At 63.0% G+C, this 20798-nt stretch carries 18 protein-coding genes; 3 read left to right on the top strand and 15 right to left on the bottom strand.

The genetic code is table 11. The features are described 5' to 3' along the window. Window positions 1-56: 56 nt before the first annotated feature. Together ftsH and ACFJI2_RS16240 are read right to left on the bottom strand one after the other, a co-directional pair. A complete protein-coding gene (gene ftsH / locus ACFJI2_RS16235) occupies window positions 57-1940 on the bottom strand; it encodes an ATP-dependent zinc metalloprotease FtsH (protein ID WP_057155559.1) in 1884 nt (627 codons plus the stop codon). Between the two features lie 188 nt (window positions 1941-2128). Continuing rightward, window positions 2129-2797 carry an RlmE family RNA methyltransferase gene (locus ACFJI2_RS16240; RefSeq protein ID WP_028833863.1) on the bottom strand — a complete coding sequence of 223 codons (669 nt, stop codon included), beginning with the start codon at window positions 2795-2797 and terminating at the stop codon, window positions 2129-2131. Between the two features lie 43 nt (window positions 2798-2840). On the opposite strand from ACFJI2_RS16240, the gene ACFJI2_RS16245 reads away from it, so the two are divergent. Continuing rightward, entirely contained in the window at window positions 2841-3308 is a 468-nt protein-coding gene (locus ACFJI2_RS16245; protein ID WP_028833864.1) for a YhbY family RNA-binding protein, read from the top strand. Window positions 3309-3388: 80 nt separating this feature from the next. Here ACFJI2_RS16245 and ACFJI2_RS16250 read toward each other — a convergent pair whose 3' ends face one another. The 4 genes from ACFJI2_RS16250 to carA form a co-directional block, all read right to left on the bottom strand. Further along, the gene (locus ACFJI2_RS16250; RefSeq protein ID WP_377700959.1) at window positions 3389-3829 is read right to left on the bottom strand and encodes a DUF4149 domain-containing protein; all 441 of its coding nucleotides are present in this window, start codon (window positions 3827-3829) and stop codon (window positions 3389-3391) included. 11 nt (window positions 3830-3840) lie between these two features. Beyond that, window positions 3841-4317, bottom strand: a complete 477-nt coding sequence (greA, locus tag ACFJI2_RS16255; protein ID WP_028833866.1) for a transcription elongation factor GreA — start codon at window positions 4315-4317, stop codon at window positions 3841-3843. Between the two features lie 96 nt (window positions 4318-4413). Further along, complete coding sequence (gene carB / locus ACFJI2_RS16260) at window positions 4414-7644, bottom strand: carbamoyl-phosphate synthase large subunit (RefSeq protein WP_377700960.1); 3231 nt, start codon at window positions 7642-7644, stop codon at window positions 4414-4416. A gap of 4 nt (window positions 7645-7648) precedes the next feature. Beyond that, window positions 7649-8809, bottom strand: a complete 1161-nt coding sequence (carA, locus tag ACFJI2_RS16265) for a glutamine-hydrolyzing carbamoyl-phosphate synthase small subunit (protein ID WP_377700961.1) — start codon at window positions 8807-8809, stop codon at window positions 7649-7651. Between the two features lie 257 nt (window positions 8810-9066). On the opposite strand from carA, the gene ACFJI2_RS16270 reads away from it, so the two are divergent. Beyond that, complete coding sequence (locus ACFJI2_RS16270) at window positions 9067-10254, top strand: Rpn family recombination-promoting nuclease/putative transposase (protein WP_377700962.1); 1188 nt, start codon at window positions 9067-9069, stop codon at window positions 10252-10254. 132 nt (window positions 10255-10386) lie between these two features. On the opposite strand, the gene ACFJI2_RS16275 is transcribed toward ACFJI2_RS16270, so the two are convergent. The 9 genes from ACFJI2_RS16275 to pstS all read right to left on the bottom strand — a co-directional run bounded on the left by ACFJI2_RS16275 (window position 10387) and on the right by pstS (window position 18423). Continuing rightward, the gene (locus ACFJI2_RS16275; RefSeq protein ID WP_377700963.1) at window positions 10387-10791 is read right to left on the bottom strand and encodes a heme-binding protein; all 405 of its coding nucleotides are present in this window, start codon (window positions 10789-10791) and stop codon (window positions 10387-10389) included. 35 nt (window positions 10792-10826) lie between these two features. Next, entirely contained in the window at window positions 10827-11792 is a 966-nt protein-coding gene (locus ACFJI2_RS16280) for a patatin-like phospholipase family protein (RefSeq protein ID WP_107870463.1), read from the bottom strand. Between the two features lie 81 nt (window positions 11793-11873). After that, window positions 11874-13151: a phosphate regulon sensor histidine kinase PhoR gene (gene phoR, locus ACFJI2_RS16285; protein WP_377700964.1), complete on the bottom strand. Its 1278-nt coding sequence runs from the start codon at window positions 13149-13151 to the stop codon at window positions 11874-11876. 4 nt (window positions 13152-13155) lie between these two features. Then, window positions 13156-13845, bottom strand: coding sequence for a phosphate regulon transcriptional regulator PhoB (gene phoB, locus ACFJI2_RS16290; RefSeq protein WP_107870468.1), 690 nt, complete (start codon window positions 13843-13845; stop codon window positions 13156-13158). 14 nt (window positions 13846-13859) lie between these two features. After that, a complete protein-coding gene (gene phoU, locus ACFJI2_RS16295) occupies window positions 13860-14564 on the bottom strand; it encodes a phosphate signaling complex protein PhoU (protein ID WP_057155568.1) in 705 nt (234 codons plus the stop codon). Window positions 14565-14591: 27 nt separating this feature from the next. Continuing rightward, a complete protein-coding gene (gene pstB / locus ACFJI2_RS16300) occupies window positions 14592-15383 on the bottom strand; it encodes a phosphate ABC transporter ATP-binding protein PstB (protein ID WP_056404703.1) in 792 nt (263 codons plus the stop codon). Window positions 15384-15402: 19 nt separating this feature from the next. Then, window positions 15403-16266 carry a phosphate ABC transporter permease PstA gene (pstA, locus tag ACFJI2_RS16305; RefSeq protein WP_056404704.1) on the bottom strand — a complete coding sequence of 288 codons (864 nt, stop codon included), beginning with the start codon at window positions 16264-16266 and terminating at the stop codon, window positions 15403-15405. Next, complete coding sequence (gene pstC, locus ACFJI2_RS16310) at window positions 16266-17234, bottom strand: phosphate ABC transporter permease subunit PstC (RefSeq protein ID WP_377705853.1); 969 nt, start codon at window positions 17232-17234, stop codon at window positions 16266-16268. The genes pstA and pstC overlap by 1 nt, the downstream gene beginning before the upstream one ends. Before the next feature lie 151 nt (window positions 17235-17385). Further along, window positions 17386-18423 (bottom strand): phosphate ABC transporter substrate-binding protein PstS, encoded by a 1038-nt coding sequence (pstS, locus tag ACFJI2_RS16315; RefSeq protein ID WP_377700965.1) that lies wholly within the window; start codon window positions 18421-18423, stop codon window positions 17386-17388. Window positions 18424-18689: 266 nt separating this feature from the next. Between pstS and ppk1 the strand changes: the two genes are divergently transcribed. Then, window positions 18690-20789, top strand: coding sequence for a polyphosphate kinase 1 (gene ppk1 / locus ACFJI2_RS16320; protein ID WP_377700966.1), 2100 nt, complete (start codon window positions 18690-18692; stop codon window positions 20787-20789). The last annotated feature ends 9 nt before the right edge of the window (window positions 20790-20798 follow it).

Below are 20798 nucleotides of genomic sequence, written 5' to 3' on the forward strand. Positions count from 1 at the left end.
TTAAAAGGAAAAAGGGCGAGGATTGCTCCTCACCCTTTCTGTCTGCCGCGCGGCGCTTAGGCCGGTGCGGTGGCGCTGTTCGGCGTGGCGCCGGGGCCGTCGCCGCTAGGCTGCTTGCGCAGCGTGACGCCGGCTTTCGGCGGACGCGGCTCGATGCCGGCCATGATGTCGTTGATCTGGTCGGCGTCGATGGTTTCCCATTCCAGCAGCGACTTCGTCATCACTTCCACCTTGTCGCGGTTCTCTTCCAGCAGCTTGCGGGCCAGCGCGTATTGCGTGTCCAGGATGTTGCGGATTTCCGCATCCACCTTCTGCTGCGTGGCTTCCGAGATGGTCTTGTTGGTGCCGCCCATGAAGCCTTCGTTCTGGCTATCCTCGTACACCATGACGCCCAGCGCGTCGGACATGCCGAAGCGGGTCACCATCGAGCGGGCCAGCTTGGTGGCGCGCGAGAAGTCGTTCGACGCGCCGGTGGACATCTGGCCGACGAAGATTTCCTCGGCAATACGGCCGCCGAACAGGATGGAAATCTCTTCCAGCATCTTGTCCTTGTAGCCGGAGATGTTGTCGTGCTCAGGCAGCTGCCAGGTCAGGCCCAAGGCCCAGCCGCGCGGCATGATGGTCACTTTGTGCACCGGATCGGCCTTCGGCAGCAGCTTGGCCACGACGGCGTGGCCGGACTCGTGGTAAGCCGTGTTGCGGCGTTCTTCCTCGCGGATCACCATGGACTTGCGTTCCGGACCCATGAAGATCTTGTCTTTCGCGTCCTCGAAGTCCTGCATGTCGACCAGGCGCTTGTTGCGGCGCGCGGCGAACAGCGCTGCCTCGTTGACCAGGTTGGCCAGGTCGGCGCCCGAGAAGCCGGGAGTGCCGCGTGCCAGGATGTCGGCTTTCACGTCGGTGCCGATCGGCACTTTGCGCATGTGCACGTTCAGGATCTGCTCGCGGCCGCGGATGTCCGGCAGGCCCACCGACACCTGGCGGTCGAAACGGCCCGGACGCAGCAGCGCCTTGTCCAGCACGTCGGCGCGGTTGGTAGCGGCGATGACGATCACGCCGGACGAGGCTTCAAAGCCGTCCATTTCCACCAGCAGCTGGTTCAGCGTCTGTTCGCGCTCGTCGTTGCCGCCGCCCATGCCGGCGCCGCGGTGGCGGCCGACAGCGTCGATCTCGTCGATGAAGATAATGCAAGGCGAATGCTTCTTGGCGTTCTCGAACATGTCGCGCACGCGGGACGCGCCCACGCCGACGAACATTTCAACGAAGTCCGAACCGGAAATCGAGAAGAACGGCACCTTGGCTTCGCCCGCGATGGCACGCGCCAGCAGGGTTTTACCGGTACCAGGAGGGCCGACCATCAGCACGCCGCGTGGAATGCGGCCGCCCAGTTTCTGGAATTTGGTGGGGTCTTTCAGGAAGTCGACGATCTCGGTCACTTCCTCTTTCGCTTCGTCGCAGCCGGCCACGTCGCCAAAGGTGACGGTGTTGTTGGTTTCATCCAGCATGCGCGCCTTCGACTTGCCGAAGGAGAATGCGCCGCCCTTGCCGCCGCCCTGCATCTGCCGCATGAAGAAGATCCACACGCCGATCAGCAGCAGCATCGGGAACCACGACACGAACACCTGCTGCAGGAACGATGGTTCCTCGGGCGGTTTCACGTCGAAGCGCACATTGTTGTCGCGCAGGTCGCCGATCAGGCCGCGGTCCAGATAGGTCGAGGTGGTGCGGACCTTGCTGCCGTCGTCCTTGGTGGCGGTGATGGTATTCCCTTCGATCACCACGTCTTTGATATGCCGGGCTTTTACTTCATCCAGCAAATCGGAATAAGCAATCGTCTTCGAACCAGCGGCCGTGCCATGATTCTCGAATTGCTTAAACAGCATGAATAATAGCAGGGCAACGACGACCCAAATGGCTGATTTGGAAAACATGTTATTCACGAAAACTCCTTGGATGCGGGGCGCATCTTTGACCGATAGCTAGAAATCCGATTTTACTCGCAATACCGCCTACCGTGCCATAAACCTGCCCCGTACGGTGCACAAATCCGGCGCGCACCTGCCGCGAAGAGACGCAAATCCGCTCCTCACCGCAGGATTTGCGGCCGGCACGGCAAATATCAAGGCCTTTACACTATGGGATTGGACTTATTTTCCACAGGATTCTTCAGCCCGCGCCCCAGCAGGAAGATTTCCGACGATTTGTCCCGGCTGGCCTTGGGTTTTTTCTGCGTCACGGTCTTGAACTCGGCCCGGAACTTCTCGTAAATGCCGTTGAAGCCCATGTCCTTAAAGCATTTGACCAGCAGCGCGCCGCCCGGTTTCAGGTGCAATTGGGAGAATTCGATGGCCAAATCGATCAGATCTTCCATGCGCGCGGCGTCGGCCGTGGCAATACCGGATAGATTGGGCGCCATGTCGGACAGCACCAGGTCGCATTTGCGCCCCTGCAACACTTCGCCCAGCTGCTCCAGGATTTCGATCTCGCGGAAGTCGCCTTGTATAAAATGCATGTCCGCGATCGGCTCCATCGGCAGCATGTCGAGGCCGATCATGGTGCCGTTGATGCCCCCGCCCTCCTTGCCGGACAGCTTGCGGCGCACGTACTGCCCCCAGCTGCCGGGCGTGCAGCCCAGGTCGACGATCACCTGCCCTGGTTTGACCAGATGTTCGTCCTCGTCGATCTCCTTGAGCTTGTAAGCGGCCCGTGCACGGTAGCCGTCTTTCTGCGCCGCTTTCACGTAAGGATCGTTAATATGGTCATGCAACCAGTTTTTGTTTAATTTCTTCTTTGCCATTCGCGTAGAATACTGCCTTTAGAGAACTACCGAAAAAAATATTATGATCAAACTCACACCCGTTGAACGCGCTGCCCTGCGCGCCGAGGCCCATGGCCTGAAACCTGTCGTCATGATAGGCGAAGCGGGCTTGACGCCTGCCGTCATCAAGGAAATCGAACTGGGCCTCGACGCCCACGGCCTGATCAAGGTGCGCGTGTTCGGCGACGACCGCGAAGCCCGCGCCGGCATGTACGACACCATTTGCGAGCAGCTGGACGCCGCGCCGGTGCAGCACATCGGCAAACTGCTGGTCCTGTACCGCCCGAAAAAGGAAGTGGAGAAGGAACGCAGCACCAAGGCCGGCAAGGGCATGCGCATGGTTACCATCGTCAAGCCTAGCGCCAGCGGCACCAAAAAGCCGTCGGTCAACAAGGTTCTGCTGAAGGGGAATGAGCGTGTGACCGAGGGTGGCACCATCAAGCGTGCCAAGGTGCGCCAGAAAAGCACCAAAAAATCGTCGCTGGCTTGAACCGGCATGGGGGGTTACGCACTGCGTGCTGACCCGCCCTACAGTTCGACGAAACCGGGGTTGGCGCCCCGTTTTTTTTATCACTGCTTCAGCACCAGCCAGCCGGCCAGCAGGCTCTGGATCAGGTAGATGCCGCTCGATACACCATGCAGCATGCCGAAACGGCTTTTCATGGCCGATTCCATCACGCCGGACGGTCCCGCCGCCGCGCGCAGTTCGGCCATCATCGGCTGCAGGCCGAAATGGCTGGCCACGGTGCACATCACCATCAGCACGATAATCGCCAGCACCGTGCGGCGCCGCTTGCCGTCCCAGTCCGGGGTGGCGCGCCACAGCAGCAGCATCATGGCCAGGCCGCAGCCCTGCGACAGCAGCGCCATCGCGTGGAACATGCTGCCGGCGATGGTGCCGGCCAGCACGCGGTCGCTCAGCGTGGCGAACAGCGTGGGCGCCACCAGGTAGCCGACCGCCCACAGGCTGCCGGCCCACAGGGCAGCCACCAGCAGGCGGACTTTCACCATGTAATCGCGCATCAGACGTAGCGCACTTCCAGGATCTCGTATTCGCGCGGGCCGGACGGCGCCTGCACTTCCACCACGTCGCCGGCCGACTTGCCGATCAGCGCGCGGGCGATCGGCGAGGTCACCGACACTTTGCTCAGTTTCAGGTCGGCCTCGTCCAGGCCGACGATCTGGTAGGTCACCTTGGCGCCCGATTCCAGGTCTTCGAGGTCCACCGTGGAGGCGAACACCACGCGGCCTTCGGCGTCCAGCTGGGTTGGATCGATGATCTGCGCTGCGCTCAGCTTGCCTTCCAGTTCCGCAATGCGGCCTTCCACGAACGCCTGGCGCTCCTTGGCGGCATCGTACTCGGCGTTTTCGGACAAGTCGCCGTGCGAACGCGCTTCGGCAATCGCGTCGATCACGATGCGGCGCTCCTTGGTCTTCAACTGGTGCAGCTCCTCCTTCAGGAGTTCTGCGCCGAATTTGGTCAATGGAACTGAAGTCATAATTGTCTCTCTAGGTTACGAAAAGCACAGAGCCCGCGCCATGCTTCGGCGCGGGCTCTGTGTCAGCGATTTGGATTGCGTATCGCTTAAAGGAGCTTAGTGTAAGGTTTTATGCAGGCCTTGTAAATCGTACACGCGCAACTCGTCCAAATGGCGGATACCGGCCACGGCCGCTTCGGCGCCGGCAATGGTGGTGTAGGTCGTCACGCGGGCGGCCAGCGACGAGGTGCGGATGGCGCGCGAGTCCGTGATGGCGCTGCGCTTCTCTTCCACCGTATTGATGACCAGCTTGATCTCGTGGTTCTTGATCATGTCGACCACGTGCGGACGGCCCTCGGCCACCTTGTTGACCGGGGTGACCGGGATGCCGGCCGCCGCGATCACCGCTGCGGTGCCCTTGGTGGCCACCAGCGTGAAGCCCATGTCCACCAGGTCCTTCGCCACTTTCACGGCGCGCGGCTTGTCGGACGCCTTTACCGACAGGAACACCTTGCCCGACTTCGGCAGGTTCACGCCGGCGCCCAGCTGCGACTTCACGAAGGCTTCGCCAAACGTCATGCCCACGCCCATCACTTCGCCGGTCGACTTCATCTCAGGGCCGAGGATGGTGTCCACGCCCGGGAATTTCACGAACGGGAACACGGCTTCCTTGACGCTGAAGTAAGGCGGCACGACTTCCTTGGTGATGCCCTGCGATTCGAGCGACTGGCCGACCATGCAGCGCGCGGCGATCTTGGCCAGCTGCAGGCCGGTCGCCTTCGACACGTAAGGCACGGTGCGCGAGGCGCGCGGGTTCACTTCCAGCACGTACACCACGTCACGCAGCTGGCCATCGCGTTCCTGCTTCTGGATGGCGAACTGCACGTTCATCAGGCCGACCACGTTCAGGCCCTTGGCCATCAGCGAAGTCTGGCGCTTCAGTTCGTCGATGGTGTCCTGCGACAGCGAGTAAGGCGGCAGCGAGCAGGCCGAGTCGCCCGAGTGCACGCCGGCTTGCTCGATGTGCTCCATCACGCCGCCGATGAAGGTCGTGGTGCCGTCGGAAATGCAGTCCACGTCGCACTCGATGGCGTCGTTCAGGAAGCGGTCCAGCAGCACCGGCGAATCGTTCGACACCTTGACCGCTTCGCGCATGTAGCGCTCCAGGTCGCGCTGCTCGTGCACGATTTCCATCGCGCGGCCGCCCAGCACGTAGGAAGGACGCACCACCAGCGGGTAGCCGATTTCCTGCGCCAAGGTCAATGCCTCGGCTTCGGTGCGCGCGGTACGGTTAGGCGGCTGGCGCAGGCCCAGTTCCTGCAGCAGCTTCTGGAAACGCTCGCGGTCTTCCGCGGCGTCGATCATGTCCGGCGAGGTGCCGATGATGGGCACGCCGTTCGCTTCCAGGTCCAGCGCCAGTTTCAGCGGGGTCTGGCCGCCGTACTGCACGATCACGCCCACCGGTTTTTCCAGCGCCACGATTTCCAGCACGTCTTCCAGCGTCAGCGATTCGAAGTACAGGCGGTCCGAGGTATCGTAGTCGGTCGACACGGTTTCCGGGTTGCAGTTGACCATGATGGTCTCGTAGCCGTCTTCGCGCATGGCCAGCGCGGCGTGCACGCAGCAGTAGTCGAATTCGATACCCTGGCCGATACGGTTAGGGCCACCGCCCAGCACCATGATCTTTTTCTTGTCCGACGGGTTGGACTCGCATTCCTCGTCGTAGGTCGAGTACATATAAGCGGTGTCGGTCGAGAACTCGGCGGCGCAGGTGTCCACGCGCTTGTACACCGGACGGATGTTCAGCTCGTGGCGCTTGTTGCGCACGGCGGTGTCGGTGGTCTGCAGCAGGAAGCCCAGGCGGCGGTCCGAGAAGCCCTTCTGTTTCAGCTTGTACAGCGTGGTCTTGTCGATGTTTTCCAGCTTCTGCGTGTCCAGCCACAGTTCCAGGTCCACGATTTCCTTGATCTGGATCAGGAACCATGGGTCGATCTTGGTCAGGTTGTGCACTTCTTCCAGCGTGAAGCCTTGCGCGAAGGCGTCGCCCACGTACCAGATGCGCTCGGGACCCGGCTCGCCCAGTTCCTCTTCGATCTTCTCGCGGTCGCGGGTTTTCTCGTTCATGCCGTCCACGCCCACTTCCAGGCCGCGCAGGGCTTTCTGGAACGATTCCTGGAAGTTGCGGCCGATGGCCATCACTTCACCGACGGATTTCATCTGGGTGGTCAGGTGGTGGTCGGCGGTCGGGAACTTCTCGAAGGTGAAGCGCGGCACCTTGGTCACCACGTAGTCGATCGAAGGCTCGAACGAGGCCGGGGTGGCGCCGCCGGTGATCTCGTTGCGCAGTTCGTCCAGCGTGAAGCCGACGGCCAGCTTGGCCGCCACCTTGGCGATCGGGAAGCCGGTTGCTTTCGATGCCAGCGCGGAGGAACGCGAGACGCGCGGATTCATCTCGATGACGATCATGCGGCCGTCTTTCGGGTTGATCGAGAACTGCACGTTGGAGCCGCCGGTGTCCACGCCGATCTCGCGCAGCACGGCCAGCGAGGCGTTGCGCATGATCTGGTATTCCTTGTCGGTCAGCGTCTGCGCCGGCGCCACGGTGATCGAGTCGCCGGTGTGCACGCCCATCGGGTCCAGGTTTTCGATCGAGCAGATGATGATGCAGTTGTCCGCCTTGTCGCGCACCACTTCCATCTCGTACTCTTTCCAGCCCAGCAGCGATTCTTCAATCAGCAGCTCGTTGGTCGGCGAGGCTTCCAGGCCGCGCTTGCAGATGGCCTCGAATTCTTCCTCGTTGTAGGCGATGCCGCCGCCGCTGCCGCCCATGGTGAACGATGGACGGATGATGGTCGGGAAGCCCACTTCGCGCTGCACCGCCCACGATTCCTCCAGCGAGTGCGCCACGCCGGAACGGGCCGAGCCCAGGCCGATCTTGGTCATCGCGTCCTTGAACTTGGAGCGGTCTTCGGCCTTGTCGATGGCTTCCGGGGTGGCGCCGATCAACTCGACCTTGTACTTGTCCAGCACGCCGTGGCGGTGCAGGTCCAGCGCGCAGTTCAGCGCGGTCTGGCCGCCCATGGTCGGCAGGATGGCGTCCGGCTTTTCCTTGGCGATGATCTTTTCCACCACTTGCCAGGTGATCGGCTCGATGTAGGTGACATCGGCCATTTCCGGGTCGGTCATGATGGTGGCGGGATTGCTGTTGACCAGGATGACTTTGTAGCCTTCCTCGCGCAGGGCCTTGCAGGCCTGGGCGCCGGAATAGTCGAACTCGCAGGCCTGGCCGATGATGATGGGGCCGGCGCCGATGATCAGAATACTTTTAATGTCTGTACGTTTTGGCATCTTATTATTTCTCCACCGCTGCCATCATGGTGATGAAGCGGTCAAACAGGTAGGCGACGTCGGTAGGACCAGGCGATGCTTCAGGGTGGCCCTGGAAGCAGAAGGCCGGGGTGTCGGTGCGGGCGAAGCCCTGCAGCGAACCGTCGAACAGCGATTTGTGGGTGACGCGGCAGTTGGCCGGCAGCGTGTCGGCATCGACCGCGAAACCGTGGTTCTGCGAGGTGATCAGCACTTGCTTGCTGTCCAGGTCCTGCACCGGGTGGTTGGCGCCGTGGTGGCCGAACTTCATCTTCAGCGTCTTGGCGCCGGAAGCCAGCGCCATGATCTGGTGGCCCAGGCAGATGCCGAATACCGGCAGCTTTTTCGCCATGAACACCTTGGTGGCGGCGATCGCGTAATCGCATGGCTCAGGGTCGCCGGGGCCGTTCGACAGGAACACGCCGTCCGGATTCATGGCCAGCACTTCTTCGGCGCTGGTCTGGGCCGGCACCACGGTCACCCTGCAGCCGCGCGCAGTCAGCATGCGCAGGATGTTGCGCTTGACGCCGAAGTCGTAGGCGACCACGTGGAACTTCGGATCGGTCAGCTTGGCGTAGCCTTCGCCCAGGGTCCATTCGGCTTCGGTCCACTCGTAGGTGGACTTCACCGACACCACCTTGGCCAGGTCCATGCCGGACAGGCCGGGGAAGGAGCGCGCCAGTTCCAGCGCCTGCTCGACCGACGGTTCCTTGCCTTGCGTGCCGGTCAGGATGGCGCCGCCCTGCGCGCCTTTTTCGCGCAGGATGCGGGTCAGCTTGCGCGTGTCGATGCCGGCGATGGCGACGATGTTCTCGGCCTTCAGGTAATCGGACAGGGACTGGGTGGAGCGGAAATTCGAGGCCAGCAGCGGCAGGTCACGGATGATGAGGCCGGCGGCGTGGACTTTGGTGGATTCGACGTCTTCAGGATTGACGCCGTAGTTGCCGATGTGGGGATACGTCAGGGTGACGATCTGGCGGCAGTAGCTGGGGTCGGTCAGGATTTCCTGATAACCGGTCATGGAAGTATTGAAAACCACTTCGCCCGTCGTGTGACCGACAGCACCGATGGAAAAACCTTTGAAAATAGTTCCGTCAGCAAGAGCCAGGATGGCTGGGACGGCAGGGCCAGAAAAAAATGGCGGCAAGGGCAACTCCTGATAAAGTTACCGTAGCTGCGCCACGTCAGACGACCAACAGAATCCCTGGCTGTGCGCCGGGGTTGCAGGTCAGATTGATGATGGATGAGTGGTAGTCGCTACGGTAGATGTGAGATTGGCTAAACCTTTGAATTATAACCCAAAGATCGCCGTTCGGCAATGCCGTCACAAAGTCCCGCCGCCATAAAGCCGTCCTGTTTGCGCCAGATCCAAGGGCGCTTTGTCCAGTCCGCTAGACTGGGCCGATGCCCGTCATTCCCCTGCCCCTGCCGCCCGAAACCTACGACGCGCCCTGGAAAGGCGCGCTGGCCGCCTATTTCAGCGATTTCATGGCGTTCTATTTTCCGGACATGGCCACCGACATCGACTGGTCGCGCCCTCCGGTTTTCCTGGACAAGGAACTGGGCCGGCTAACGCGCGATGCCGCGCTCGGCACGCGCCTGGCCGACCATCTGGTGCAGATTCATACGCGGAACGGTGGCAAACAGTGGATGCTGATCCACATCGAGGTGCAGGCGCAGCACGATGGCAGCCTGCCTGAGCGCATGCACGTTTATCAGTACCGCATCTATGACCGTTTCCGGCATCCTGTTGCTTGCCTGGTGGTGCTGGCCGACCGCGGCCGCCACTGGCGCCCATCGCGCTTCAGCTACCGCTGGCACGGCTGCGGCGCCCGGACCGACTTCCGCTGCGTCAAGCTGCGAGACTACGCGCGCCGGCTGGGGCGCTTGCAGCATCAGGACAATCCTTTCGCGCTGCTCACGGCGGCCCACCTGCTCACCCAGCAAACGCGCGGGCAGCCACAGCAGCGCCACGCCGCCAAATGGAAGCTCGCACGCTTGCTGTTTGCGCGTGACTGGGACCGGCAGCGCATCATAAACTTATTTCATGTCATAGACTGGATCATGCGGCTGCCAAAAGAGCTGGAGGACCAGTTATGGCAGGACATCATCGACCTGGAAGGGAGGAAAGCCATGGACACATACGTTCCGCGCGGCGCACGCATAGCGATGATGCGCGAACTGAACGAGGCGCGCGAGAAAGCGCAACGGGAAGGCTGGCTGGAGGGACAGCGCAAAGGCTGGGAGGATGGCAAGGCGCGAGGCCTGCAGCAAGGTCTTTTTGACGGGCTCCTTGCAGGGCATCAGGAGGGCCTGCAGGAAGGCCGTCAGGAAGGCCGGCAGGAAGGCCGTCAAGAAGGCCGTCAAGAAGGCCGTCAAGAAGGCCGTCAAGAAGGCCGGCAGGAAGGGCTTGCAGACGGGCTAAGGCAGGGGCAGGCCGCGTTGCTGACGAGGCTGCTAGTCAAGCGCTTCGGCCCGCTGCCGCCAGATGCCCAGGCGCGGATCGCCACAGCGGATCTGCATCAGCTGCAGGCATGGGCCGAGGCGGCGCTGGACGCACGCACACTGGACGACGTCCTGCCGCGCCACTGAGCGAACACCAGCCAGACGCCGCTGGACCGCCACATGGCCGCCGCTGGACCGCCGGCTCGGCCGCCTGCCGCCACTCGCCCACTACCGAGCACTACTGAAGCGCCATCGCAGCCTCGGTCCCGCGTACCGGGATTAACCCAGCGCGGCGATGCCGACCTTGGCCACTTGCGCGTCTTCGTTCGACTTCACGCCCGACACGCCCACCGCGCCAACCACGTGGCCGTCAACGATGACCGGCACGCCGCCTTCCAGCATGCCTTCCATCTCCGGTGCGCTCAGGAACGATACGCGGCCGTTGTTGATCATTTCCTCGTACACGCGCGACTCGCGGCGGCCCAGCGCGGCGACGCGCGCCTTCTTCGGGGCGATGTGCGACGAGATCGGCGCGGCGCCGTCCAGGCGCTGGAACCACAGCGAGTGGCCGCCGTCGTCCACGATGGAGATCGATACCGCCCACTTGTTGGCGACAGCCTCGGCTTCGGCAGCAGCGGCAATTTTCTTCACGTCTTCGAGGGTCAGCACTGGTTTGGTTTGCATGGAACTTCCTGATTAAGAATATTTAAAAGACAAGCTTACTGCTCGCGCATGGCTTTCAGCTTTTGCTTCAGCTGCGCCATGATGGCATTGGTGGCGCGCTCCCCGGCCTGGATGGCCTTGTTGCGGTTGCCGAAATCGTTGCCGGCCATGCGCCCCAGCGGCGGCTGGATCACGATGTCGGCGTCCTTCAGCTCGTACTGGTTGATGCGCTGCCCCATGATGCTGAAAGTCTGCAATATCACCTCCAGCGAACTGATGGCCGCCTGGGAATCGGTCTGGGTCGAAATATTGACGGCAATGATGAAGTCGGCGCCCATTTCGCGCGCGAAGCGCACCGGCACCGGCGCCACCAGGCCGCCGTCCACGTAAGTATGGCTGCCGATCACCACCGGCTGGAACACGCCCGGCACCGACGAGCTGGCGCGCACGGCCATCCCCGTGTTACCGCGCTGGAACAGCATCGGCTGGCCGTTTTTCAGGTCGGCCGCCACCGCGCCGAAGGGAATCTTGAGTTTTTCCATGGGACGGTTGTGCACCGCCTTGTTGACGTAGGCTTGCAGCGCCTCGCCCTTGAGCACGCCGGACGACTTGCCGAACAGCGGCATGGCCCAGTCCGAAATGGCGGCTTCGTCCATTTCATACGCCATCTTCTGCAGCGCGACGCCGGAATTGCCGGCCGCGTACAGCGCGCCGACCACGCTGCCGGCGCTGGTGCCGACCACCACGTCAGGGTAGATGCCTTGCGCCTCCAGCGCCTTGATCACGCCGATATGGGCAAAGCCGCGCGCGGCGCCGCCGCCCAGGGCCAGGCCGATCTTGATCTTGCGCTGGGGCGGCGCCGCCACCACGGGCGGGGCCAGGGGATTGACCGGGATGACGGCCGGCGTCACCACGGTGGCGGCCGGCGTGGCGGGCACCACCGGCGGGGCCACCGGAGTGGAAGCGCATCCGGCCAGCGCAGCGGCAGCCAGGACGGAGGCGAATAAACGTTTCAGGGACATGTATTTACTATCTGCACAGTTGAAGCGGGCAGATTGTAACGCAAGCCGGGCCGCGGCCCCAAAACGGCACTCAGATCGGCATCAGGCTTTGGGCAGGCACACCGTGAAACTGCTGCCCTTGCCCGCCTCGGACTTGATCGACAGATTGCCGCCGTGCCGCAGCAGCACATGCTTGACGATGGCCAGGCCCAGGCCGGTGCCCTGGGTTTCGCGCGAACGGCTCTTGTCGACGCGGTAGAAACGCTCGGTCAGCCGCGAAATATGCTCGGGGTTGATGCCGATGCCGGTATCTTCCACGATGAACTTGGCACCCTTTTCACTATCGGCCCAGCTCAGGCGGATGGAACCGCCGGCCGGCGTGTAGCGCACCGCGTTCGAGGCCAGGTTGCCGAAGGCGCTGTGCAGCTCGTCGTAATTGCCCTGCACCGCCACGTCCTCCATCTCCAGCGTGATCTCGTGCTTGCCGGCCGACAACGCGCGCGCGTCGCGCAGCACCTGTTCCAGCAAGGCGCGGGTGTCGATCTTCTCCGGCCGCAGCGGATGGTCCACCGACTCCAGCCGCGACAGGGTCAGCATGTCCTCGATCAGGTGCTGCATACGGTGGCCCTGCTCCGTCATCAGCTTCAGGTGCGCCATGCGGGTGGCGGGGTCCAGGTCTTCGGAAGCGGCAATTTCCAGGAAGCCCACGATCACCGTCAGCGGCGTCCGCAGCTCGTGCGAGGCGTTGGCGATGAAGTCGCGCCGCATCATCTCGGTGCGCTCGGTTTCGGTCACGTCGTGCGTCACCAGGATCTGGCGCCGGTTCTCGAACGGGATGATGTGCACGATCAGCTTGCGTTCGCGGAAGGTCAGCGTCAGCGGCTGGTCGTAGCGGCCCAGGATGATGTAATCCATGAATTCCGGGCTGCGGATCAGGTTGGTCACCCGCATGCCCTTGTCGCGCTCGTTGCGCAGGCCCAGGTGGGCCTCTGCGGCCGGGTTGCACCATTCCAGGAACAGCACGTCATCCATGATGACCACGCCGTCCGGCAGCAAATGCATGGCCTGGCGAAAGCGCGCCAGCCATTCGGTCAGCTCGGCCTGGTTCTTCTCATCGTCGCGCCGCAGGCGGTACAGGCGCGAGAAGATGCCGGTCCACGCGCCCCAGCCGTCGGGCAGCTTGGCGCTCTGCGGATCGTCCAGCCAGTCGCTCAGCTGATACAGATAGTTCAGCTGCGCGAACACCATGGCGGCCAGCGCCACGAAGCCGGCGCCCAGCGCCGTCATGGCGCCGAACAGCCACCACACGATGCCGACGCCCGCCAGGATCAAGCCCATGCGCAGCGCCGCCGGCACCCAGAACACCAGTTTTGGATTCATAGTTCTATTTTTCGGACAGCATGTAGCCGACGCTGCGCACCGTCTTGATCAAATGCTCGGCTTCCTTCAGCGCCTTGCGCAGGCGCAGCACGTGCACGTCCACCGTGCGCTCCTCGATCACGACATGGTCACCCCACACCTTGTCGAGCAGCTGGCTGCGCGAGAACACGCGCTCCGGATGGGCCATGAAGAATTTCAGCAGCTTGTACTCGGCGTGGCCGATGTCGATCTTCTGCTCGTTCATCGACACCGTGCACGACACCGGATCGAGCGTCACGCCGCCCACGTTCATGGCGGCCTGCGCATGTTCCGGGCTCTTGCGGCGCAGCAGCGCCTTGGCGCGCGCCAGCAGCTCGCGCGGCGAGAACGGCTTGGTGATGTAATCGTCGGCGCCGCTGTTCAGGCCGGCCAGCTTGTCCTCTTCCATGCTCTTGGCGGTGAGCATGATGATGGGGATGTCCTGGAACTGGCGGTCCGAGCGGATGCGCGACAGCAGGCGCAAGCCGGTCTGGTCGGGCAGCATCCAGTCCAGCAGCAGCAGCTGCGGGGTACGCTTGGTGATGAAATCCCAGGCCTCGCCCACGGTCGAGACGGCGCATACGTTCCAGCCCGCGTCGCGCAGCGAAAACGTCACCAGTTCGACGATCGCCGGCTCGTCCTCCACTATCAATACAGTCGTTTTGTCAGATGCCATGGTACCGCTTTACTTTATTCTGGGAGATCGTCCGGCAGCGGAACGGTCTTGGTATGGCGGATGTCCTTGCCTTCCACCACGTAAATCACGTACTCGGCGATGTTCTTCGCGTGGTCGCCGATGCGCTCGATGGCCTTGGCCACCCACAGAGTGTCCAGCGCGGCGGAGATTGTACGCGGATCTTCCATCATGAAGGTGATCAGATTGCGCATGATGGAGCGGAACTCGTGGTCGATCACGGCATCCTGGGCGATCAGCTGCAGCGCCTGCTTGCCGTCGTTGCGGGCGAAGGCGTCCAGGGCGTCGTGCAGCATGTCGCTGGTGGCGTTGGCGATGCTGCGCACCATCTCGTAGTGGCTCACGGTGACGGCGCCGCGGCTGTGCAGGCTTTTCGCGGTGCGCGCGATCTTGGTGGCCTCGTCGCCGATGCGCTCCAGGTCGGTGATCACCTTGATGGTGGCCATCACCGTGCGCAGGTCGTTGGCGGTGGGCTGGCGGCGCACGATCAGGTGGCTGCAGGCGTCGTCCAGCTGCACTTCCAGCTGGTTGACGGTATCGTCTTCGCGCATCACGCGTTCGGCGCGTTCCAGGTTGCCGATGCGGAAGCAGGTCATGGCGTCGAGGAATTGCGTTTCGACGATGCCGCCCATCAGCAGCACCTTGGAGCGGATCGCTTCCAGTTCTTCGTCGTACTTCTTGGATGAATGTTCGCCCATCATAATTATTCTCTCTCTTAATTCGCCAGCTTAGCCGAAGCGGCCGGTGATGTAGTCCTGGGTTTCCTTGCGGGCAGGGTTCATGAAGATCTGGTCGGTTTCGCCGAATTCCACCAGCTCGCCCAGGTACATATAGGCGGTGTAATCGGAGCAGCGGGCCGCCTGCTGCATATTGTGGGTCACGATGGCGATGGTGTAGTCCTGCTTCAGCTCGCTGATCAGCTCTTCCACCTTCGAGGTCGAAATCGGGTCCAGCGCCGAGGTCGGCTCGTCGAGCAGCAGCACGTCAGGCTTGACCGCCACGCCGCGCGCGATGCACAGGCGCTGCTGCTGGCCGCCGGACAGCGACAGGCCGCTCTTGGTCAGCTTGTCCTTCACCTCGCCCCACAGCGCGGCCTTCTTCAGCGCCCATTCCACGCGCTCGTCCATCTCGCCCTTGGACAGGTCCTCGTACAGGCGCACGCCGAAGGCGATGTTGTCGTAGATCGACATCGGGAACGGGGTCGGCTTCTGGAATACCATGCCCACCTTGGCGCGCAGCATGTTCACGTCCTGGCCCGGCTCGAGGATATTGCGGCCGCGATACATGATGGAGCCTTCGGCGCGCTGGCCGGGGTACAGGTCGTACATGCGGTTCAAGGTGCGCAGCAGGGTCGACTTGCCGCAGCCGGACGGGCCGATGAAGGCCGTCACCTGCTTCTCGTGCACGTCCAGGTTGACGTTGTGCAGGCTCTGCGTTTTGCCGTAGAAGAAATTCAGGCCCGAGATTTCGATGGTCTTGCGCTTGGCGGCTTTGGTTTCGTTGCTCATTTGCGTATTCATCAGTAGGTATCTTTTCGAATTAATTCGGGGCTTTTTGGCTGAACACGGTGCGCGACAGGATGTTCAGGCCCAGCACGCTGAAAGTCACCAGCAGTGCGCCGCCCCAGGCCAGCGAGCGCCAGTTGTCGTAGGGGCTCATGGCGAACTGGTAAATCACCACCGGCAGGTTGGCCACCGGCGCATTCATGTCGGCGCTGAAGAACTGGTTGTTCAGCGCGGTGAACAGCAGCGGCGCGGTTTCGCCGGAGATGCGGGCCACGGCCAGCAGCACGCCGGTCACCACGCCGGCCTTGACGGCGCGCAGGCGCACCATCATGGCCACTTTCCAGCGCGGCGCGCCCAGCGCGAAGGCCGCTTCCAGCAGGCTGTTGGGCACCAGCTTGAGCATATTGTCGGTGGTGCGCACCACCACCGGCACGGCGATCAGCGACAGCGCGATGGAACCGGCGTAGCCCGAGAAGTGCTTCACGTTGGCCACGTACAGCGCGTAGACGAACAGGCCAATCACGATGGACGGCGCCGACAGCATGATGTCGGTGACGAAGCGGGTCACCTGCGCCATCTTGTTCTCTTCGCCGTATTCGGCCAGGTAGATGCCGGCCAGGATGCCGATCGGGGTGGACACCAGCGTGGCCACGCCCACCATCATCAGGCTGCCGACGATGGCGTTGAGCAGGCCGCCGCCTTCGCTGCCAGGGGCCGGCGTGTTGGCGGTGAACATGGTGTAGTGCAGCGCGGAGAAGCCGTTGATCAGCAGCGTGGCAAGGATCCACAGCAGCACGATCAGGCCGACCGACATGGCCATCACCGACAGCGCGATGCCGACACGGTGCACCAGCAGGCGCTTGCGGTAGACCGCATTCATGGGGGTAGCTTGCGACATTATTTCACGCCTTCCTTGCGAGACATGCCGGCCAGCATCAGCTTGGCGGCGGACAGAACAATCAGGGTAATGACGAACAGGATCAGCGCCAGCGCGTACAGCGAGGACACGTGCAGCGTGCTTTCCGCCTCGGCGAATTCATTGGCCAGTGTGGAGGCGATCGAGTTGCCGGCCGCGAACAGCGACCAGGACAGCTTGTTGGCGTTGCCGATGACGAAGGTCACCGCCATGGTTTCGCCCAGCGCGCGGCCCAGGCCCAGCATCACGCCGCCGACCACGCCGCTCTTGGTGTACGGCAGCACCACCTTGCGCACCACTTCCCACTTGGTGCAGCCCAGGCCGTATGCCGATTCCTTCAGCACCGCCGGCACGATCTCGAACACGTCGCGCATCACGGAGGAAATGAAGGGGATGATCATCACGGCCAGGATCAGGCCGGCGGTCAGGATGCCGATGCCCATGGTCGGGCCGCTGAAGAAGGCGCCGATCACGGGCAGCTGGCCCAGCGTGGCTTTCAGGAAGGGCTGCACGTGGTCGCCGAACAGCGGCGCGAACACGAACAGGCCCCACATGCCGTAGATGATGGACGGCACGCCGGCCAGCAGCTCGACGGCCGTGCCCAGCGGGCGGCGCAGCCAGACCGGGCAGATCTCGGTCAGGAACAGCGCGATGCCGAAGCTCACCGGGAAGGCGATCAGCAGCGCGATGCCGGCCGTGGCCAGGGTGCCGACGATGGCGATCAGGGCGCCGTAGTTGTCGTTGACGGGGTCCCATTCGACGGTGGTGATGAAGGCCGGGCCGAAGTGCTGCAGCGCCGGCATGGCGCCCAGTATCAGCGAAATGATGATCCCCACCAGTACGAACAGTACCGACAGGGAAAACGTCATGGTCACCTTGTGGAAGATGAAGTCCTGGATGCGCTGCTTGCGCATGGTCGAGAGCATGGCGGCATTGGACACTTCTGTCATGGCGGGCTCCGACAGGGTGATCGGCGTGGAGGTGATGTCTGCGCTCATAGAGTGGTCTTGTTCTGGATGTGGGCTAGCCGGGTGCGCCGCGGAGTCAGTCTCCGCAGCGTCCCCGGCTAGCCTCCTCAGCGTGCCGAGGAGGCCGATCGGATTAGTAGATGGCTTTACCCGAAGCGTCTTTCAGGTTGGCTTTCCACGAGTCCTGCACCAGCTTCACCACCGAAGCAGGCAGCGGTACGTAGTCCAGGTCGGCAGCAGCGGCGCCGCCGTTCTTGAAGGCCCAGTCGAAGAACTTCACCACTTCCTTGCCCTTGGCTGCGTCAGCCTGGGTCTTGTGCATCAGGATGAAGGATACGCCGGTGATCGGCCAGGAAGCTTTGCCGGCCTGGTCGGTCAGCACCACGCCGAAGCCCGGGGTCTTGGTCCACTCGGCGTTGGCGGCGGCGGCCTTGAAGTTGTCGTCGTCAGGCTGCACGAACTGGCCATCCTTGTTTTTCAGCTGGGTGTGCGCGATCTTGTTCTTCTTGGCGAAAGCCCACTCCACGTAGCCGATGGCGCCCTTGATGCGCTGCACGTTGGCGGCCACGCCTTCGTTGCCCTTGCCGCCCACGCCCACCACCCACTTCACGGCGGTGCCGGCGCCAACCTTGGTCTTGAACTCAGGGTTGGTCTTGGACAGGTAGTCGGTCCACAGGAAGGAGGTGCCCGAACCGTCGGCGCGGTGCACCACGGTGATTTCGTCGGCCGGCAGCTTCAGGCCCGGGTTCAGGGACGCGATTTCAGCCGCGTTCCACTTGGTGATCTTGCCCAGGTAGATGTCGCCGATGACCTGGCCGGTCAGCTTCATCGCGCCGGGCGCCACGCCGTCCAGGTTCACCACCGCGACCACGCCGCCCATGATGGCCGGGAACTGGGTCAGGCCTTCCGCGTCCAGCTCTTCGCCTTTCAGCGGGCTGTCGGTGGCGCCGAAGTCCACCGTCTTGGCCTTGATCTGCTTGACGCCGGCGCCGGAGCCGACGGACTGGTAGTTCAGGCCGTTGCCGGTGGCGGCCTTGTAAGCCTCAGCCCACTTGGCGTAGATCGGATAAGGGAAAGTTGCGCCTGCGCCGGTCATGTCCGCAGCGGAGGCGGTGGAGAAGGCCACGGCAGCGGTCGCGCCGATAACCAGGGAGGTGAACAACTGTTTCATACGCATATCAATGTCCTTAGGGGTTGTGACGGTTTGAATGCTGCGCAGTCTACCGAGCCAATATGACAGCTTTATGACATGTGAAAAAATAATGAGAACACCTTCTTCAGAGGGGATAGTACCGCGATTTTTCTGAAATATGACAAGCGTGACAGGCCGCTTGTCATCCTTTTGTCATGGAGTTGTCACAATTAACATCTACACTGGGCCGCGTCCAAAGTGGGCTAGAATTAACCATCTGCAAAGATAAGGTGACAGACAACATCATGAAGCCCGACCTGCGCTCAGAAACAAACAAGCACGGTATTTTCCTCGACCGCGAACTGTCCCAGCTGGCCTTCAACCGCCGCGTCTTGGCGCAAGCGGCCGATCCCACGGTGCCGCTGCTGGAGCGGCTGCGCTATTTGTGCATCGTCAGCAGCAACCTGGACGAATTCTTTGAAGTGCGCGTGGCCAGCCTGCTGGCGGCCGCCGCCACCGACGGCAGCGCCAGCGCGCTGCACCCTGCCCTGGCCGCCAATTTGCGCCGCATCTGCGACGAGTGCCACGAGCTGGTCAAGCTGCAATACGACTTGTTGAATACCGAAGTGCTGCCGCAGCTGCAGGCGGCCGGCATCCACCTGCTGCGCCACACGCAGCGCAACGAGGCGCAGCGCGCCTGGGTCAAGCAGTATTTCGAGCGCGAAGTGCGCCCGCTGCTCACGCCGATCGGCCTGGACCCGGCCCACCCCTTCCCGCAGGTGGTCAACAAGAGCCTCAATTTCATCGTCTCGCTGACCGGCAAGGACGCCTTCGGCCGCGGCACCGCCATCGCCATCGTCAAGGCGCCGCGCGTGCTGCCGCGCGTGATCCGCCTGCCGGACGAGCTGTCGGACGCCGGCGGCGTGTCGTTCTGCCTGCTGTCCTCCATCATCCACTCGCACATTTCGGACCTGTTCGCCGGCCGCGAAGTGATCGCCTATTCCCAGTTCCGCGTCACGCGCGACTCCGACCTGTGGGTGGACGAGGAAGAAGTGAAAAACCTGCGCCAGGCGCTCAAGGGCGAGCTGCAGGGCCGCCAGTTCGGCACCTCGGTACGGCTGGAAGTGGCCAAGAACTGCCCGCCCGAGCTGTCCCAATTCCTGCTCGACCAGTTCGCGCTCGACAACAGCCGGCTGTACCAGGTGGACGGCCCGGTCAACATGGTGCGCCTGACCGAGATCATCAACCACGTGGCCCACCCGGAATTGCGCTTCCCGCCCTTCTTCCCTGGCGTGGCGCACAAGACCGCCACCGCCGACATCTTCGGCGCGCTGCGCCAGCAGGACATCCTGCTGCACCACCCCTACCAGTCCTTCCAGACCGTGATCGACTTTATCCGCGCGGCCGCGCTGGACCCGGGCGTGGTGGCCATCAAGCAGACCATCTACCGCACCGGCATGAACTCGGACCTGATGGAGTCGCTCATCATGGCCGCCCGCGCCGGCAAGGAAGTGACGGTGATCGTGGAACTGATGGCGCGCTTCGACGAGGAAGCCAACATCAACTGGGCCGACAAGCTGGAACAGGCCGGCGCACAGGTGGTCTACGGCGTGGTGGGCCTGAAGACGCACGCCAAGGTGGCGCTGGTGATACGGCGCGAGGAAGGCGGTCTGCGCTTCTACTCGCACCTCGGCACCGGCAACTACCACCCCACCACCACCAAGCTGTACACCGACTTCGGCCTGCTGACCAGCAATCCGGAGCTGGGCCGCGACGTCAACGAAGTGTTCATGCACCTGACCAGCCTGACCAAGCCGCAAAAGCTGAACCACCTGTGGCTGGCGCCGTTCGCGCTGCAGAACGAGGTGATCAAGGCCATCCGCAACGAAGCGAAGATCGCGCGCGCCGGGCGTCCCGGCCGGATTATCGCTAAAATGAATGCACTGGTGGACGAGTCGGTGATACGGGCGCTGTACGCGGCGTCCAAGGATGGCGTGAAGATCGACCTGATCGTGCGCGGCGCCTGCACGCTGAAGCCGGGCGTGCCGGGCCTGTCCGAGAATATCCGGGTGCGCTCCATCATCGGCCGCTTCCTGGAGCACAGCCGCATCTACTACTTCCGCAACGACCTGACGCACGACGTTTACCTGGGCAGCGCGGACTGGATGAGCCGCAACCTGTTCCGCCGCATCGAAGTGGCCTTCCCCATCCTGGACCGTTCGCTGAAGCGGCGCGTGATCGCGGAAGGCCTGAACCCGTACCTGAAGGACAACAGCAACGCCTGGGAACTGGAACCGACCGGCCATTACCAGCGCCGCCGTCCGCGCGGCAAGCAATCCCTGTTCAGCGGACAGCAGTACCTGATGCACACCCTGGGCACGCCGGGCGGCGAGGTGGACGATTAATCGGGAACA

This window comes from Pseudoduganella sp. UC29_71 (assembly GCF_042693265.1).
Taxonomy (GTDB): Bacteria; Pseudomonadota; Gammaproteobacteria; order Burkholderiales; family Burkholderiaceae_D; genus Rugamonas.

Bases quoted from the DNA above. Each gene is read 5' to 3' on its own strand.
- ACFJI2_RS16240 (WP_028833863.1), bottom strand. From the start codon at position 2,797: ATGGCAAAGAAGAAATTAAACAAAAACTGGTTGCATGACCATATTAAC.
- pstS (WP_377700965.1), bottom strand. From the start codon at position 18,423: ATGAAACAGTTGTTCACCTCCCTGGTTATCGGCGCGACCGCTGCCGTG.
- pstB (WP_056404703.1), bottom strand. From the start codon at position 15,383: ATGAATACGCAAATGAGCAACGAAACCAAAGCCGCCAAGCGCAAGACC.
- ACFJI2_RS16275 (WP_377700963.1), bottom strand. From the start codon at position 10,791: ATGCAAACCAAACCAGTGCTGACCCTCGAAGACGTGAAGAAAATTGCC.
- phoB (WP_107870468.1), bottom strand. From the start codon at position 13,845: ATGGCATCTGACAAAACGACTGTATTGATAGTGGAGGACGAGCCGGCG.
- ACFJI2_RS16245 (WP_028833864.1), top strand. From the start codon at position 2,841: ATGATCAAACTCACACCCGTTGAACGCGCTGCCCTGCGCGCCGAGGCC.
- ACFJI2_RS16280 (WP_107870463.1), bottom strand. From the start codon at position 11,792: ATGTCCCTGAAACGTTTATTCGCCTCCGTCCTGGCTGCCGCTGCGCTG.
- carB (WP_377700960.1), bottom strand. From the start codon at position 7,644: ATGCCAAAACGTACAGACATTAAAAGTATTCTGATCATCGGCGCCGGC.
- phoR (WP_377700964.1), bottom strand. From the start codon at position 13,151: ATGAATCCAAAACTGGTGTTCTGGGTGCCGGCGGCGCTGCGCATGGGC.
- ppk1 (WP_377700966.1), top strand. From the start codon at position 18,690: ATGAAGCCCGACCTGCGCTCAGAAACAAACAAGCACGGTATTTTCCTC.
- phoU (WP_057155568.1), bottom strand. From the start codon at position 14,564: ATGATGGGCGAACATTCATCCAAGAAGTACGACGAAGAACTGGAAGCG.
- pstA (WP_056404704.1), bottom strand. From the start codon at position 16,266: ATGTCGCAAGCTACCCCCATGAATGCGGTCTACCGCAAGCGCCTGCTG.
- ACFJI2_RS16270 (WP_377700962.1), top strand. From the start codon at position 9,067: ATGCCCGTCATTCCCCTGCCCCTGCCGCCCGAAACCTACGACGCGCCC.
- greA (WP_028833866.1), bottom strand. From the start codon at position 4,317: ATGACTTCAGTTCCATTGACCAAATTCGGCGCAGAACTCCTGAAGGAG.
- pstC (WP_377705853.1), bottom strand. From the start codon at position 17,234: ATGACAGAAGTGTCCAATGCCGCCATGCTCTCGACCATGCGCAAGCAG.
- ACFJI2_RS16250 (WP_377700959.1), bottom strand. From the start codon at position 3,829: ATGGTGAAAGTCCGCCTGCTGGTGGCTGCCCTGTGGGCCGGCAGCCTG.